General features: G+C 66.7%; 13 protein-coding genes and 1 pseudogene. 11 read left to right on the forward strand and 3 right to left on the reverse strand.

The genetic code is table 11. The features are described 5' to 3' along the window. Window positions 1-184: 184 nt before the first annotated feature. Window positions 185-2509, reverse strand: a pseudogene (locus tag EVJ50_RS13645) (phycobilisome rod-core linker polypeptide); the annotation flags it as partial. A gap of 137 nt (window positions 2510-2646) precedes the next feature. Here EVJ50_RS13645 and EVJ50_RS13650 point away from each other — a divergent pair. The 11 genes from EVJ50_RS13650 to EVJ50_RS13705 all read left to right on the forward strand — a co-directional run bounded on the left by EVJ50_RS13650 (window position 2647) and on the right by EVJ50_RS13705 (window position 11288). Further along, window positions 2647-3882 (forward strand): bifunctional 2-polyprenyl-6-hydroxyphenol methylase/3-demethylubiquinol 3-O-methyltransferase UbiG, encoded by a 1236-nt coding sequence (locus EVJ50_RS13650; protein ID WP_150884574.1) that lies wholly within the window; start codon window positions 2647-2649, stop codon window positions 3880-3882. A gap of 36 nt (window positions 3883-3918) precedes the next feature. Continuing rightward, window positions 3919-4311, forward strand: a complete 393-nt coding sequence (locus EVJ50_RS13655) for a hypothetical protein (RefSeq protein WP_225322962.1) — start codon at window positions 3919-3921, stop codon at window positions 4309-4311. A gap of 26 nt (window positions 4312-4337) precedes the next feature. Continuing rightward, window positions 4338-5063, forward strand: coding sequence for a F0F1 ATP synthase subunit A (atpB, locus tag EVJ50_RS13660; protein ID WP_150884575.1), 726 nt, complete (start codon window positions 4338-4340; stop codon window positions 5061-5063). Between the two features lie 178 nt (window positions 5064-5241). Then, complete coding sequence (atpE, locus tag EVJ50_RS13665) at window positions 5242-5490, forward strand: ATP synthase F0 subunit C (RefSeq protein WP_150884576.1); 249 nt, start codon at window positions 5242-5244, stop codon at window positions 5488-5490. Between the two features lie 99 nt (window positions 5491-5589). Further along, window positions 5590-6057 carry a F0F1 ATP synthase subunit B' gene (locus EVJ50_RS13670; RefSeq protein ID WP_150884577.1) on the forward strand — a complete coding sequence of 156 codons (468 nt, stop codon included), beginning with the start codon at window positions 5590-5592 and terminating at the stop codon, window positions 6055-6057. After that, window positions 6057-6584, forward strand: coding sequence for a F0F1 ATP synthase subunit B (locus tag EVJ50_RS13675; RefSeq protein ID WP_150884578.1), 528 nt, complete (start codon window positions 6057-6059; stop codon window positions 6582-6584). Before EVJ50_RS13670 ends, EVJ50_RS13675 begins: the two co-directional genes overlap by 1 nt. Further along, on the forward strand, window positions 6584-7132 hold the full coding sequence (gene atpH / locus EVJ50_RS13680; protein WP_150884579.1) for an ATP synthase F1 subunit delta: 549 nt from the start codon (window positions 6584-6586) through the stop codon (window positions 7130-7132). Before EVJ50_RS13675 ends, atpH begins: the two co-directional genes overlap by 1 nt. A 63-nt stretch (window positions 7133-7195) precedes the next feature. Continuing rightward, window positions 7196-8713: a F0F1 ATP synthase subunit alpha gene (atpA, locus tag EVJ50_RS13685; RefSeq protein WP_150884580.1), complete on the forward strand. Its 1518-nt coding sequence runs from the start codon at window positions 7196-7198 to the stop codon at window positions 8711-8713. 13 nt (window positions 8714-8726) lie between these two features. Continuing rightward, a complete protein-coding gene (locus EVJ50_RS13690; protein WP_150884581.1) occupies window positions 8727-9677 on the forward strand; it encodes a F0F1 ATP synthase subunit gamma in 951 nt (316 codons plus the stop codon). Between the two features lie 32 nt (window positions 9678-9709). Further along, window positions 9710-10033: a 2Fe-2S iron-sulfur cluster-binding protein gene (locus tag EVJ50_RS13695; RefSeq protein ID WP_150884582.1), complete on the forward strand. Its 324-nt coding sequence runs from the start codon at window positions 9710-9712 to the stop codon at window positions 10031-10033. Between the two features lie 223 nt (window positions 10034-10256). Further along, entirely contained in the window at window positions 10257-11288 is a 1032-nt protein-coding gene (locus EVJ50_RS13705) for a DUF3326 domain-containing protein (protein WP_150884586.1), read from the forward strand. Window positions 11289-11349: 61 nt separating this feature from the next. Here the strand turns inward: EVJ50_RS13705 and EVJ50_RS13710 are convergent, their stop codons facing one another. After that, window positions 11350-13032 (reverse strand): SulP family inorganic anion transporter, encoded by a 1683-nt coding sequence (locus tag EVJ50_RS13710; RefSeq protein WP_150884588.1) that lies wholly within the window; start codon window positions 13030-13032, stop codon window positions 11350-11352. Window positions 13033-13132: 100 nt separating this feature from the next. Then, a complete protein-coding gene (locus EVJ50_RS13715; RefSeq protein WP_150884590.1) occupies window positions 13133-15181 on the reverse strand; it encodes a cation:proton antiporter in 2049 nt (682 codons plus the stop codon). Between the last annotated feature and the right edge of the window lie 57 nt (window positions 15182-15238).

A 15238-nucleotide genomic window follows, 5' to 3' on the forward strand; every position in this document is an offset into this window, starting at 1 on the left:
CCTGAGGCGCTGGCAGGACAGACAGCGTCGGATCCCCCTGCCGTTCAGGCCAACCTGGCCCTGGATTCATGTCGCATGAATGGAATCAACCGACAGGGAATCGGTGCCGGGATCGCACTGATCCCGGCCGGTGTTTGGCGTTCGAAACTCCGGGCTGGATTCCGGGTCCTGGCTCTCAGCGGTTCCAGCGCCGCTGCGGCACGGGCGGTCTGCGAATCGTTCCCGGCCCGGATTCCGCGGCAGCCGGTGCTGACGTGGGGGCCGAGGGATCGCTTCCCTGAATCCTGGCTGTCCACACGCCGCGGATGACGCGCCTGCGATCGGGCAGATTGCGCTCCGTCAGATCGCCGATTGTTCTCAACTGGCGTGGTCTCGGGGTGTCGGGGCGCTTGGCTGGGGTGAGGTCGGCGATGGCGGCCGGGTTGAGCGGCCTGCAGAGGCCGGGGGCACGCCGGGTGTTGAGATCGTTCGGTGTGATGAAGCGTTCGAATGGCACAGTGTCCTCTCCGAAGCAGTCGTTGTATTCACTGCCGTTCACCAGAGCATCGACCAGTCCGTAGAAGCCCTGGCGGGCTGCAGTGTCGAACAGCGCGTCGATTTCCCAGCGGCCGAAGGTGGGCCTGCCCAGCAGACGCCGATGCATCACCTCAATGGCCTTGGTGATGTACAGGCCATTCCAGTAGCGGCGGCGGAACGCCGCCGACCGTGCGACCTGCCTGACGAATTCCCGGAGGGAGATGTCGCCGTTCTCCAGCTTGATTTCCTCAACCTTCACCCGCTCGCCTGCGTAGCCCGAGCTGCCGAGCACCTGGATGTACACAGCCTGGATCACCGACTGGGTGCTCGACTCGGTCGATCGCAGGCTGGGCTGGCCGGACCGGATCGGGGTTGAGGCTCCGCCTGTGGCGATCTGCTGCAGGCGCACCACCCTGGGTCCCACCCGCCTGGGGCGGGAGGCACGGAAGGCGGGGCTGTTCATCTGTCCCGGTTGATTCATGCCGTTGCCCACCAGCAGGCGGCGGCTGTCGTAACTCACCGGTGCAGGGCGGGTGCTGACGGAGGCCGTGCTGGACGGGAAGATCGCGCCGTAGGTGAGAGCGAGCGGATCATTGGCTCCGCCATAGGCATGCTGATCGGCGATTGGCTGCCTGTAACTGGCGTAGAGAGTGATGTACTGAGGAGCCCCCTCAAATGGGGCGCTGTAGCGGAACAGCCTGCGGTTGGAGCCCCAGCCCGCACTCTCCTGGGCTTCTTCTCCGAGATCGCGCAGGTAGGGGACGGTCTCTTCGCCGAAGACACGGGCGTATTCCATGGAATTGACCAGGGAATCCACAAGACCCGCCAATCCCTGCTCACTGACGATGGCGAAACTGCGTCTGAATTCCTCAATCGAACTGATGCCACGGCCCAGAATGTGTCGGTAGGCCAGCTCAACGACTCGCGAGTTGACGAAGCGGCCATAGAACTGACGCCGATATTCCGTGCTGCGGCAGAGGGCGCGGATGAACTCGCGCATGGAGATCTGACCCTGAGCCACCTGTGTGGCTTCCACCGGGCACACCACCTGGGAGTAACCCTTGACGATGTCGCGCTCGAACACCTGGCGATAGGCGGCGCGGATCACTTCGCTCTTCTCGGCCCCGGAGAGGCCCGGCGTCATCACGAACCGCTGAGCCCCCTCGGCGGCCAGGGCATAGATCGCAGGCAGCTCCAGTCCCTGGTTCACCGGGCTGCCCAGGCGACGGCGCGTGCTGGGGGTGGGAACGGAGAGCTCCTTCAGCAGAACGTTGAAGCAGAGGAGCAGCTGCCTGCGTCCGGCTGGAAGATCCACCACCAGCTCGGCTGCGGCTGCCCGCATCTCCTGGAGGGCCACATTGGTGGCGGCCAGCGAGCAGGCCCGCATCAGCACGTCCCGGAGCCCTCGGGTGTTCACCGCCAGGATGCTGGGATCGCCGCTGACCAGGGCGTAGCCCACGTAGCGGAGGAACCAGCCCAGATCGCGCACCGATTTGCGCATCCGGGCGGGTCCGTAGAGGGAGACGCTGATCGGGGTGAATCCCGCGGGAAGCACCACGCGGGTCTCCACATCGGAGGACGTGCCCTCCAGGATTCGCGACAGCAGCTTGGACGGGCCGCCGCGTTCCTGCGACGAGGTGCCCGCGAACGTCTGAACCGACGAGGCGAACGCTTCCTGATCCGCCGCCAGAGCCACGCCCGCCTCGGCGGGACGGCCGCGCGGAATCAGGGGCTGGTCGAGGTACGACAGCGGCGTGCCACCGACGAAGATCCGGTTGGCCGCCCGGGCCACGATCTGCTCCGCATTGGCACTGATCCGTCGTGCCGCCTCAAGCCGCTCCCGCCCGCTCTGAAAGAAGGTCTTCAGCGTCTCCAGTTCGCCGCCGTCGGGGAAGCGGTCCTCCTGCTCGGCCTGACGGACGCTCGAGAGCGGCAGGGTGTCATAGAGCTGAGGAGAGACTCTGGGGCTGCCGCTGCTGGCGGTCACGGTCATGGACACGATCAAGCCTGGTCCAGGCACGTTACGGCTGTGCCCTGATCCGCTCCGGGGCTGATGAACAAATGTTTGCAGCGTCCCTGCCCCGCCATGCGGCGGCGTGAAAAGCTGCCCTCACCCCTGTCATCCCGCCCATGACCGCGGCCACGCCATCGCCCGCCAGCGATGCCGCCACTCCCGTCGTGAGCGCCTTCTACGACCGCTTCCCCTACCCCGGCGATCCGATGCAGGACGGGCCGCCGCCGGGATACAACTGGCGTTGGTGCCATCGCTGCGTGGTCAGCGCCTGCATCGGAGTGCTGCCCGCCTCGGACCCTTCCCCCCTGCGCATCCTGGACGCCGGCTGCGGCACCGGAGTCAGCACCGATTACCTCGCCCATCTCAACCCCGGTGCCGAGATCCTGGCGGTGGACATCAGCGGCGGGGCGCTGGACCTGGCGAGAACCCGCCTGCAGCGTTCGGGCGGGGACCAGCGGGTCCTCCTGCGCCAGGAACAGCGCAGCTTGCTCGACCTCGCCGGGGAAGGTCCCTTCCATCTGATCAATTCCGTGGGTGTGCTGCACCACCTGCGTGACCCTCTGGCCGGACTTCGCGCCCTGGCGGATCTTCTGGCCCCCGATGGAGTGATGCATCTCTTTCTGTATGCCGCTGCGGGCCGATGGGAGATCCGCCGGACCCAGGCCGCTCTGGCCAGCCTCGGTCTCCAGCCGGATGGTGAGGGTGTGGGCCTGGCGCGCCGGCTTCTGGCCGATCTGCCGGAGGCCAATGCGCTGCGCCGCAGCCACGAGGAACGCTGGGCCATCGACACCGCTGCCGAGTCCAACTTCGCGGACATGTATCTGCACCCGCAGGAGGCGGTGTACGACCTCAACGGTCTGTTCGACCTGATCGAGGCCGCGGGGCTGTCCTTCGCCGGCTTCTCCAACCCCGAGGTCTGGGACCCGGCCCGTCTGCTGCAGGGAGAGCTGCTGGAACGGGCGCTGGCCCTGCCGGAACGCCGCCGCTGGCAACTGGTCGAGCTCCTGGATCCCGCCATCAGCCATCTGGAATTCTTCGTCAGCCGAGAGCCGCTCGTGCGCCGGGACCCTTCGGAGGATCATGCGCTGCTCTCCCTGACCGGTGAGCGGAGTCCGTGCCTCTGGGGCTACCCGTCCCAGCAGCTTCTCGGACGGGACATGCAGCCCATCCATCTCACGGAAGCCGCCCTGTCCCTGCTGGATGCCCTGGAGCGGGCTGCGCCCGGCACACCGTTCCACGCGCTTCCACTCGCGATGGGGCCGGACGAGAGGTCGCGCCTGATCCGCGATCTGGTGCGGGAGCAGGTGCTGATGCTGCGGGATGTCTCGCAGGTTGCGCCGGAGGGCGCGTGATAGATTCCGCGCGCTTTCCTGCCATCAGCGCTGCACGTGCAGGTTTCCTACGTCGAAGGACCGGAACCCGTTCCCTGTGCCGTTGATAGCGGGATGGACGCGTATCTGCAACTGCAGATCCGCTGTCTGCTGGCCACAGCGGCACTCGGCGTCGTCGCCTCTCTGATCAGTGCTCTGATCTGGGGGATGACCACTTCCCTGAGTGTGCTGGTCGGTGCCGTCGCCGGTGTTCTCTACCTGCGTCTGCTCGCCCGCAGCGTGGCCCGCCTGGGGAGCAACAGTCGTCAGATTGGACGCTTTCAACTGGTCGTCCCGGTTCTGCTGGTGGTCGGTGTGTCCCGACTGCCGTCTCTGGACCTCCTCCCGGCCATCCTCGGCTTTCTCGTCTACAAGCCCGCTCTGCTGGTTCAGGCCGCCTTCGAGCCCTGAGCTGTCTCCAACCGATCTCCGCTTCCATGCCCCCGCTGCCCATGCCTCCGCTGCTCGCCGAACTCGAAGTCGGCCAGCACTTCTACTGGCGAATCGGCAACCTCAACCTGCACGGCCAGGTCTTCCTGAGCTCCTGGGTTGTGATCGGTGCCCTTCTGGCGCTCATCATCGCCGGCACCCGGCGCATGGAGCGCGATCCGCGCGGTGTTCAGAACCTGCTCGAGTTCCTCTGGGACTACCTGCGTGACCTCGCCCGCGAGCAGATCGGCGAAAAGGCTTACCGCGACTGGCTGCCGTTCGTCGGCACCCTGTTCCTGTTCATCTTCGTCTCCAACTGGGGTGGAGCACTGATCCCATGGCGCCTGATCGAACTCCCCAGCGGTGAGCTCGGCGCTCCCACGGCGGACATCAACACGACCGTCGCCATGGCTCTGCTGGTGTCGCTGTCCTACTTCTATGCCGGCCTCAGCCGGAAGGGGCTGCGCTACTTCGAGTACTACGTGGAGCCGACTCCGATCATGCTCCCGTTCAAGATCATCGAGGATTTCACCAAGCCTCTGTCCCTGTCCTTCCGTCTGTTCGGCAACATCCTTGCCGACGAACTGGTCGTTGCCGTTCTGGCCTTCCTGGTTCCGGTCCTCGTGCCGCTGCCGGCGATGTTCCTCGGCCTGTTCACCAGTGCCATCCAGGCCCTGATCTTCGCGACGCTCGCCGCCAATTACATCGGCGAGGCCGTTCACGAAGAACACTGAGTCCCTTTAACGGCAGGCGGAACCCGACGTTGTGTCGACCTCCGTCTGCTAAATCTTCGGCGCGCAGGTCCGGGTGGAACCGGGCCCACCCCATGGGTGTCCCGGGCGCGCCAGCCCATACCGAGCACCTCCTGCGCTCCCCAACACCACCTGCGCTTCCAAGCCTTTCTTTCCACCCATGAGTGAACTGACCTCCGCCGCTTCCGTTCTGGCCGCTGCCCTCGCCGTTGGACTCGCCGCCATCGGCCCTGGCATCGGACAGGGCACCGCTGCCGGCCAGGCCGTTGAGGGCATCGCCCGCCAGCCCGAGGCCGAGGGCAAGATCCGGGGCACCCTGCTCCTCTCCCTGGCCTTCATGGAAGCTCTCACCATCTACGGCCTGGTGGTGGCTCTGGTGCTGCTGTTCGCCAACCCCTTCGCGGGCTGATCCAATCGCCGGTCGGCCCTGAACCGGGTCGGCCGGCGGTTCCGTCGGCGGCACTCCGCCGCGCTCCCATCCACGTCAGCGCTTCAGCCCTTCGCATCCATGACCAGCTGGCTCCAGCTCGCCGCCGCCGCGGCCCCCGAGGGAGGCCTGTTCGACCTCGATGCCACCCTGCCGCTGATGGCGGTTCAGGTGGTCCTTCTCACCTTCATTCTCAACGCCCTGTTCTTCCGCCCTGTCGGACGGGCCGTCGAGGAGCGTGAGAGCTACGTGACCACCAGTCGCGCCGAGGCCAAGCGCAAGCTGGCCGAAGTCGAGCGTCTCGAAGCCGATCTCACCGAGCAGCTCCGCGGCGCACGCCAGCAGGCCCAGGCCCTCATCCTCGAGGCCGAGCAGGAAATGGATCGCCTCTATCGCGATGCTCTCGCTGAGGCCACAGCTGAAGCCAATGCCACCCGCGAAAAGGCCCGCAAGGAGATCGAGATCCAGCGGCGTGAAGCCACATCGGCTCTCCAGTCCGATGTGGACCGGATGAGCTCCATGATCATTGACCGTCTCCTGGCCGCCTGATGCACGCTGACCTCCACCATCTCGTTCTGGCCAGCCACGGCGGCTTCGGCTTCAACTTCAATCCGCTTGAGACCAATCTGGTCAACCTCGTCATCACCATCGCGGTGCTGACCTGGTTCCTGAGAGGCTTTCTCGGCGGCATCCTCGAGCGCCGCCGTCAGGCGATCCTCAGCGACCTGAGTGACGCCGAGCAGCGTCTCGCCAAAGCGGAAACCTCTCTTGCGGCCGCCAAAAGCGAGCTTTCCGCCGCCCAGGCCAAGGCCCAGCAGATCCGCGCCGATGGCGAGGCCAGGGCGCAGGGCATCCGTCGTGAGAGTGAGATGCGAACCGTTGAGGCCATGGCTGCTCTCAAGCAGGATGCCCTCGCCGACATGAGTGCCGAGAGCGCTCGCATCACCGAGGAGCTGCGTCGTGAGGCAGCCCTCGCTGCGATCGAGCGGGTTCTCGAGCAGCTCCCCTCCAGGCTGGACACCGATGGCCAGCAACGCCTGATCGACACAGCCCTTTCCAATCTGGAGCAAGCCTGATGCCATTGCTCAATGCCATTGCCACTCCGTACGCCGAAGCGTTCCTCCAGGTGTGCGAGGCCAGGGATGAAAGCGATCTCGCCTTCCAGCAGATCAAGGACATTCTTGCTGTCTGGGAGTCCTCGGATGAGCTGAGGCAGGCCATGACGAGCCCCGTGCTCGAACCCGCCGCCAAGAAAGCGGCACTGGAGCTGCTCTTCGCCGAGCAGGTGACCCCGGCCCTCCTCAATCTGCTGCGCCTTCTGGCTGATCGCAATCGCACCGCCGTGCTGGATTCGGTCCTGAACCGCTACCTCGAGCTCTACCGCGAGATGAAGCGCATCGCCCTGGCCACCGTGCGTTCCGCCACCGCTCTGAGTGATGACCAGCAGGCGGCGCTTCGGCGCCGGATTCTCCAGGTGGCTGGAACCGAGTCCGTCGACATGGATCTGACTGTGGATCCCTCCCTGATCGGGGGCTTCGTCGTGAGTCTCGGATCGCAGGTCATTGACGCCAGCCTGTCCGGTCAGGTCAGGCGCCTCGGACTGGCGCTGGCCCGCACGGCCTGAACCCCTCTCCCTCTCACCCCCTCCGGTCTCCCTCCCGGCCTCTCCTCCTCACCGCCTTTCACCATGGTTTCCATTCGCCCCGACGAGATCAGCGCGATCCTCAAGCAGCAGATCGAGGATTACGACAAGTCCGTCTCGGTCAGCAACGTCGGCACCGTGCTTCAGGTGGGAGACGGGATCGCCCGCATCTACGGCCTTCAACAGGCCATGGCCGGTGAACTCGTCGAATTCGAGGACGGCACCGAAGGCATCGCCCTCAACCTTGAGGACGACAACGTCGGGGCCGTGCTGATGGGGGAAGGTCTCGGAATCCAGGAGGGAAGCACCGTCAAGGCCACTGGTCGCATCGCCTCCGTGCCCGTCGGCGATGCCATGCTCGGGCGTGTGGTCAATCCCCTCGGCCAGCCCATCGACGGCAAGGGTGACATCGCCACCAATGAATCCCGCCTGATTGAATCGCCGGCCCCCGGCATCATCCAGCGACGCTCGGTGCATGAACCCATGCAGACCGGCATCACGGCCATCGACGCCATGATTCCGATCGGTCGCGGCCAGCGCGAGCTGATCATCGGCGACCGTCAGACCGGCAAGACCGCCATCGCCATCGACACGATCCTCAATCAGAAGGATCAGGACGTCGTCTGTGTCTACGTGGCCATCGGCCAGAAGGCGGCCTCCGTTGCCAACGTCGTCGACGTCCTCAGGGAGCGTGGTGCCCTCGACTACACCGTCGTGGTCGCTGCCAGCGCGTCCGAACCCGCCTCGCTGCAGTACCTCGCGCCCTACACCGGCGCCTCCATCGCCGAGTCGTTCATGTACAAGGGCAAGGCCACCCTTGTGGTCTACGACGACCTGACCAAGCAGGCTCAGGCCTACCGCCAGATGTCGCTTCTGCTGCGTCGCCCCCCCGGTCGTGAGGCCTATCCCGGCGATGTCTTCTACCTCCACAGCCGCCTGCTCGAGCGTGCCGCCAAGCTCTCCGATGCCATGGGCAAGGGCTCGATGACCGCCCTTCCGATCATTGAGACCCAGGCCGGTGACGTTTCCGCCTACATCCCCACCAACGTGATCTCGATCACGGATGGTCAGGTCTTCCTCAGCTCCGATCTGTTCAACTCCGGTCTCCGGCCCGCCATCAACGTGGGCATCTCGGTGAGCCGCGTCGGCGGTGCTGCCCAGACCAAGGCCATCAAGAAGATCGCCGGCACCCTCAAGCTCGAGCTGGCCCAGTTCGATGAACTGGCGGCCTTCTCTCAGTTCGCCTCCGATCTGGATGCGGCGACCCAGAAGCAGCTCGGTCGCGGCAAGCGCCTGCGCGAGCTGCTCAAGCAACCGCAGTTCAGCCCGCTGATCCTCGCTGAGCAGGTGGCAATCGTCTACGCCGGCGTCAAGGGGCTCCTCGATGAGGTGCCGGTGGATCAGGTCACCAGCTTCACCCGTGAGCTGCGCGAATACCTCCGTACCAACAAGGCTGAGTTCATCGCCAAGGTTCAGGAGGAGAAGGTGCTCAGCCCCGAGTCGGAGGCCATCCTCAAGGACGCCATCGCTGAGGTGAAGTCCACGCTCCTGGCCACGGTCTGAGGGAGGGACAAGCGTGGCCAATCTCAAGGAAATCCGCGACCGCATCAAGTCGGTCAAGAACACCCGAAAAATCACCGAAGCCATGCGGCTCGTGGCCGCAGCCAAGGTGCGCCGGGCCCAGGAACAGGTGCTGCGCAGCCGTCCCTTCGCGGACCGGCTCGCCCGTGTGCTCGAGAACATCCTCACCCGGGTCGGTTTCGATGAAACCGATGCCAACCTCCTCGAAAACAGGGAGGTGGAGTCGATCACCCTCATGGCCGTCACCGGAGACCGTGGTCTCTGCGGCGGCTACAACACCAATGTGATCAAGCGCACGGAGCGTCGCTTCAGCGAGCTCAAGCAGCAGGGCTACAACGTGGAGCTGGTGCTGGTGGGCCGCAAAGCCATCACCTACTTCAAGAACCGCTCCTATCCCATGCGGGCCACCTTCAGTGGCCTGGAGCAGGTGCCCACCGCTGACGAGGCCAACACCATCTCCGGCGAGATCCTGGCGGAGTTTCTCTCCGGCACAACCGATCGGGTTGAGATCATCTACACCCGGTTCATCAACCTGGTCAGCTGCAGGCCGGTCGTTCAGACCCTCCTCCCCCTGGATCCCCAGGGGATCGCCAGCCCGGATGATGAAATCTTCCGTCTGACAACCCGCGAAGGCCGACTCACCGTGGAGACCGGCAGTGCACCCAGCAATGAGCAGCCGGCGCTCCCCTCGGATATGGTGTTCGAGCAGAGCCCTGACCAGCTGCTGAACGCTCTGCTGCCTCTGTACCTCCAGAACCAGCTCCTGCGTTCGCTTCAGGAAGCGGCAGCCTCCGAGCTGGCCAGCCGAATGACCGCCATGAACAATGCCAGCGACAACGCCAAGGCTCTCGCCAAGACGCTGACGCTGGATTACAACAAGGCCCGTCAGGCGGCCATCACGCAGGAGATCCTGGAAGTGGTGGGTGGTTCGGCCGTGATGAGCTGAGCCTCTCCCCCCTCGTCCCCGTCGCTGCGCCGGTGTCCCAGTCCTTCTCCATCACTGCGGAGCTTGATGGCTCCACCTACAGCTTCGTCTGCCGTGAGGATCAGACCGTCCTTTCGGCGGCCGAGTCGGAGGGCGTTCCCCTGCCGAGCTCCTGCTGCTCGGGCGTCTGCACCAGCTGTGCCGCCAGGCTGCTTGCCGGTGAGGTGCACCAGCCTGATGCAATGGGTGTGAAGGCCGAGCTGCAGCAGCAGGGCTACGCCCTGCTTTGCGTCGCCTACCCCCGCAGCGACCTGAGCCTGCTGGCGCAGCAGGAGGATGCCCTCTATCAGGCCCAGTTCGGTCAGTACCAGAAATAAGCAAATCGGCCGTCAGACTCCGAAGCGGCTCGTCCCCGATGCCCCCGACCCCCGATGGGATCGAACTGAGCCTGGTCGTCCCTGACGGTCCGCTCAGGCCAGCCGTTCTCAGTGCCCTGGCTGCTCATGGTGAGCCGCTTCGATGGGCGATCACGGCCTGTACCCCGGACCCCGCCTCCGGCGGGCGACGTCTCACGGTCGAGGCGGTGATTCTGCGGCCTGCATGAGTGCCGCTGCCCCATTCCCCACCGTGATGGTGGTGCCCACCGGGATCGGCTGTGAGGTTGGCGGGTATGCCGGCGATGCACTTCCGGCGGCACGGCTTCTGGCCGCCGCCAGCGGCGGCCTGATCACCCACCCCAATGTGCTGAATGCCGCGGCGCTGTACTGGCCAGACCCCCGACTCCTTTACGTGGAGGGGTGGGCTCTCGATCGGTTCTGTGCGGCGGAGCTGGCCCTGCGGCCAAGGCGGTCCAGGCGAGTCGGGCTGCTGATCGATGCCGGCCTGGAGCCGGAGCTGCAACGGCGTCATCGCCAGGTTGCCGATGCGGTGCGCGTCAGCCTCGGCCTGCCAATCGGCCCGGTCCTGGTGAGCGATGCCCCCTTTGGCGTGAGCCTTCGTCTGGGGTCCTCAGGCACCAGCTGGGGCGGACTCGAGAACCCGTCCAGCCTGCTCAGAGGGGGGGAGGCTCTGGTCGCGTCCGGTGCCGAGGCCATTGCCGTGGTGGCCCGCTTTCCCGATGAGCCCGACAGTGAGGCCCTGGCGGCCTATCGCCGCGGTGACGGGGTCGACGGGCTCGCCGGCGCTGAGGCCGTGATCAGCCACCTGCTCGTCTGTGAGCTGGGCCTGCCCTGTGCCCACGCCCCGGCCCTCGCCCCGCTGCCGGTGATGGCGGATCTGGATCCGCGCGCTGCCGCGGAGGAGATCGGCCATACCTTCCTCAGTTGCGTGCTGGTGGGCCTGTCGCAGGCACCGGACCTGGTGGCGCCGGGGGACGTGGGGCCCGGCGATCTGACGAGCGACCGGATCGGGGCCGTCGTGGCACCGGCCGGGGCACTCGGTGGTGCGGCCGTGCTGGCCTGCGCCGAGCGGGGCATTCCCGTGATCGCCGTGCAGAACCCCTGCGCTCTGACTGTGGATGCCGCTGCCCTCGGACTGACCGTGATTCCCGCCCAGAGCTATGTGGAAGCCGCCGGCTGGCTCACTCTGTTAAGGGAGGGACTCGACGCCGGGCGGTGGCTGGGGGGGGGCTGAGGCGGTTGAGGGGGCGACAGTGTGACGGTCGCCGTCGCCATCAGCTGCCGCCGGGTTCCGCTCAGGTGAGGCTGCCCACGGCGTGAACCAGAGCCTGATGGCGGGTGAGATCGGTGTGGTCGTCGGGCAGCTGCTCGTAGAGCTTCAGCTGTTCGAGCCGGCGGCGCGGGTTGCCATGCGCTCCGACCACGTAGACGTTGCGGCCGACTTCAATCGCTTCCTCCACGGCATTCTCGATCGCCAGGGCGGCGGTGAGACCGAGATGTTCCACCTCGCTGAGGTCGAAGATCACCGCATCGCATTCACCGATGGCGTTGTGTTCCCGGTTGATCGCCTTGGCCACCCCGAAGATCATGGCCCCGTTGAGTTGAAACAGGAGCACGCGGCCAGCGGCCCGCTGGAGCAGATCCCTCTCGCTGTCGCTGATGTCCGCATCATCATCTCCCGTGCTCACGGACTTGACGCCGCGGGTCTGCATGGCGCTCATCTTGTCGATGGTGATGATGTTGGCGATGAAGATGCCCACGCCCACAGCCACCATCAGATCCACCAGAACCGTCAGGGCGATCACGACGTAGGTGATCAGGGCACCCTTGCGTGAGAGGCGGGGCACCCGCCCCAGAAACTCCCAGTCGACGATGTCGATGCCCACCTTGAACACGATCGCCGCAAGCACGGCCAGAGGGATCCGGGACGCGAGCCCCGATCCGGCCAGGATCAGCAGAGCCAGGATCACGGCCCTGAGGATCCCCGAAAGGCCGGTGCGTCCACCGGCCTGGATGTTCACGACCGTGGCGGTGGTGGCCCCGGAGCCTGGCAGGGCGCCGCAGAGTCCGGCGGCGATGTTGGCCACCCCCTGACCCACGAGCTCCTTGTTGGACTGGTGCTCCGTGCGGGTGAGGCTGTCGGAGACCAGGCAGGTCAGCAGGCAGTCGATCGAGCCGAGCATGCCCAGCAGCGCGGCGTTGATCAGCACCAGCTGCAGCACATCCGGGGAGAGCGCCGGCAGGGTGAGCTGCGGCAGACCGCTGGGGATCTCTCCGATGCGGCGCAGCTCCACCCCACGGAAGGCCACCAGGGAGATGATCGTTCCCACGATCAGGGCGAACAGCTGGGCCGGAATCACGCGCTTGAGGCGCTCCGGGGTGAACCACAGCACCGCCAGCGTGATCAGGGCCAGCAGGGATTCCAGAGGTTCGATCCCCCGCAGCAGTTCCGGCAGGCTCTGGAGGGTGCCGAGCACGCCGCCCGGGGGCTGGGCCTGGCCGAGCAGAGGGCCGATCTGGAGCACGATCAGGATCGTGCCGATGCCGCTCATGAACCCCGAGATCACCGTGTACGGCATCTGGGTGATGTACCGCCCGAGCCGGAAGACGCCATAGAGGATCTGGAAAACCCCGGACAGCATCACCACGGTGAAGGCGATGGCCAGGGCCTGGGCCGGCGAGTCGGCGCGTGTGGTCAGCGTCGCCAGAACGGCGGTGAAGACCACGGTCATCGGGCCGGTGGGCTCCGAGATCAGGGCGGGGGTGCCCCCGAACAGAGCCGTGACCATGCCGATGATGGCCGCCGACCAGAGGCCGGCTGCGGCGCCGGCACCGCTGGCCACACCGAAGGCGAGGGCCATCGGCAGGGCGATCACGGCGGCCGTGAGGCCACCGAAGAAGTCGCCGCGGATGTTGTGGCGTCCGATGTAGTTGAAGATCCGACCGGCTTTCGGTGCCGAGCTGGCGGTGGTGGTCATACGGAAGGGGGAGAAGGCCCTCCCGGAGCCGTGATCGGCCTGGCCCGGGCAGGACAGAGCTGGAGCCTAGGGAACGGCATCCCGCTCACCTGAGCTGGCTTCAGCTCTCGGGGGCTTCGCCGATCACGATCGAGGAACTGGCGAGGCGCCGGATCAGGGCATTGGTGAGGATGCTGAAGCCGAAGCCTTCGGCCGCAAGAGGCTGACGCTGGGAGTGCAGGATCACCAGGTCGAACCCCTCGGCCTCCCGCACGATGGCGCCCGCCACATCCACGGCATCGCGCACGCGCATCTCGCTGGTCTCCGGCAGACCCACCCTGGCGGCCAGCTGTTCCAGCTGGTCGCCCGCCCAGCTTCGGCGGCGGCCGCTACGGGCCGGTGACATCACGTGCAGCAGGCTGACGCGGGCATCGAGGGCCTCGGTCAGCAGGCGGGCGTAGGCCGCCATGCGGATGCCCCGGCTGGTGAAGGTCTCGACCGGCACGAGGATGCGGCGCACATCCTGAGGGGCCTGCCGCATCCGGGCCACCACCACCGGGCAGGGCGCCTGGCTGAAGACGCTGCCGATGACGCTGCCCAGAACCCGGGCCGGCAGGGTGCCGGAATCGCTCCAGCCCATCACCACCAGGTCGGCCTGCTGCTCCTGGCTGGCCCGCACGATTCCCAGGGGAATGCTGTCGTCCAGCCGGAAGAGCGGCTCGGTCGAGACAGCGAAGCGGCGGCTGTGCGCCTCCGCATCCCGCAGCAGCTGCTGGTTGCGGCGGTTGTCCGCCTCCTGCCCGGCGCGGTCCCGCAGGGGGCGGGCCAGGGCCACTGTGAGAGGCACGATCCGGCCCTGGTGACGCTGGGCGATCAGGGCGGCCAGGGCGATCAGCCGCGGTTCGGTGCCGGGATTGTGGAGCGGCACCATCACGGTCATGGGGCCGTCAGCGGCGGCCAGCTGGCGCCGTTCGGGGATCTCCAGGCTGGCCTCCGGCACGTTGAGCCCCACGGCCACCCGGGAGATCAGCAGGGGGCCGAGCGTGGCGGTGACCACCATCAGCACCACCACGCTGTTGAGCACGGCGTCGGAGACCAGCCCCACGCGATGGGCCACCAGCACCGCGGCGAGGGTGGTGGCGACCTGGGGGATCGACATCGCCCACATCGTGAGCGTCTCGCGGGTGCTGTAGCCCCAGGGCCCGGCACACAGCGCCGCTGCGGCCAGCTTGCTGATCAGCAGCGTCAGCACGATCGCCGCGGCAAGACCCAGCGAATCGACGCTGTTGAGGAGGGCCGGGCCATCCACCAGCAGGCCGATGTCGACAAAGAAGATCGGGATGAACAGCACGCTGCCCACGAAGACCACCTTCTCCTTGACCGGGCCGTCCCCGACGACGTCGTTGACCGCCAGGCCGGCCAGGAACGCCCCGACGATCTTCTCCACCCCGACCAGTTCGGCTGTGAGCGCCGCCAGGAAGACGGCGAGCAGCACGAAGAGAAACTGCTTGCCCTCGTCGCTGCCGGAGCGGCGGAAGAAGATCCGGCCACCCCGGTCGATCCCCACCAGCACCACAACGGTGTAGAGGCTCAGGAGCAGCAGCAGGCTCACCAGCCGGCCGGCGCTGAATCCCCCGGCATGGATGCCGAGGCAGACCGCCAGCAGGATCAGGGCGGCGATGTCGGTCAGGATCGTGGCGCCGATGGTCACTGTCACGGCCTCATTGGCCACCACTCCCAACCGGCGCAGCAGGGGATAGGTCATGAGGCTGTGGGAGGAGAGCAGCGACCCGATCAGAATCGATGGCGTCCATCCGAAACCGAAGGCCCGGGCCAGCAGCGACCCGGCCAGCAGCGGCACGAGGAAGGTCAGCGTCCCGAAGCCCAGGGCCCGGTTCCTGACCTTGCGCAGCTGGTTGAGATCGATTTCCAGCCCCGCCACGAACATCAGATACAGCAGGCCCACATCCGCCAGCAGCTGCACCACCGGCAGCTCACCGCTGAGCAGCCGCAGCCCCTGCGGTCCCAGCAGCACCCCCGCGGCGAGAAGGCCCAGCACACCCGGCAGCCGCATCCGCTCGAACAGCGGCGGCACCGCCAGGCTGATCGCCAGCAGCAGGGCGAAGGAGCCGAGGGGCTCCTCGTGGAACCAGGCGATCAGGGCGTCCATGGGGCTCAGGCCGCGTCCCGCCCGACCAACCAGTGCACGGATCCTCTCAGCAGCGGG

It is taken from the genome of Synechococcus sp. RSCCF101 (assembly GCF_008807075.1).
GTDB lineage: Bacteria > Cyanobacteriota > Cyanobacteriia > PCC-6307 > Cyanobiaceae > RSCCF101.

Excerpts from the sequence above, each read along its gene's own strand:
- EVJ50_RS13650 (WP_150884574.1), top strand. The coding sequence starts at position 2,647 with ATGACCGCGGCCACGCCATCGCCCGCCAGCGATGCCGCCACTCCCGTC.
- atpB (WP_150884575.1), top strand. The coding sequence starts at position 4,338 with ATGCCCCCGCTGCCCATGCCTCCGCTGCTCGCCGAACTCGAAGTCGGC.
- atpE (WP_150884576.1), top strand. The coding sequence starts at position 5,242 with ATGAGTGAACTGACCTCCGCCGCTTCCGTTCTGGCCGCTGCCCTCGCC.
- EVJ50_RS13670 (WP_150884577.1), top strand. The coding sequence starts at position 5,590 with ATGACCAGCTGGCTCCAGCTCGCCGCCGCCGCGGCCCCCGAGGGAGGC.
- EVJ50_RS13675 (WP_150884578.1), top strand. The coding sequence starts at position 6,057 with ATGCACGCTGACCTCCACCATCTCGTTCTGGCCAGCCACGGCGGCTTC.
- atpH (WP_150884579.1), top strand. The coding sequence starts at position 6,584 with ATGCCATTGCTCAATGCCATTGCCACTCCGTACGCCGAAGCGTTCCTC.
- atpA (WP_150884580.1), top strand. The coding sequence starts at position 7,196 with ATGGTTTCCATTCGCCCCGACGAGATCAGCGCGATCCTCAAGCAGCAG.
- EVJ50_RS13705 (WP_150884586.1), top strand. The coding sequence starts at position 10,257 with ATGAGTGCCGCTGCCCCATTCCCCACCGTGATGGTGGTGCCCACCGGG.
- EVJ50_RS13710 (WP_150884588.1), bottom strand. The coding sequence starts at position 13,032 with ATGACCACCACCGCCAGCTCGGCACCGAAAGCCGGTCGGATCTTCAAC.
- EVJ50_RS13715 (WP_150884590.1), bottom strand. The coding sequence starts at position 15,181 with ATGGACGCCCTGATCGCCTGGTTCCACGAGGAGCCCCTCGGCTCCTTC.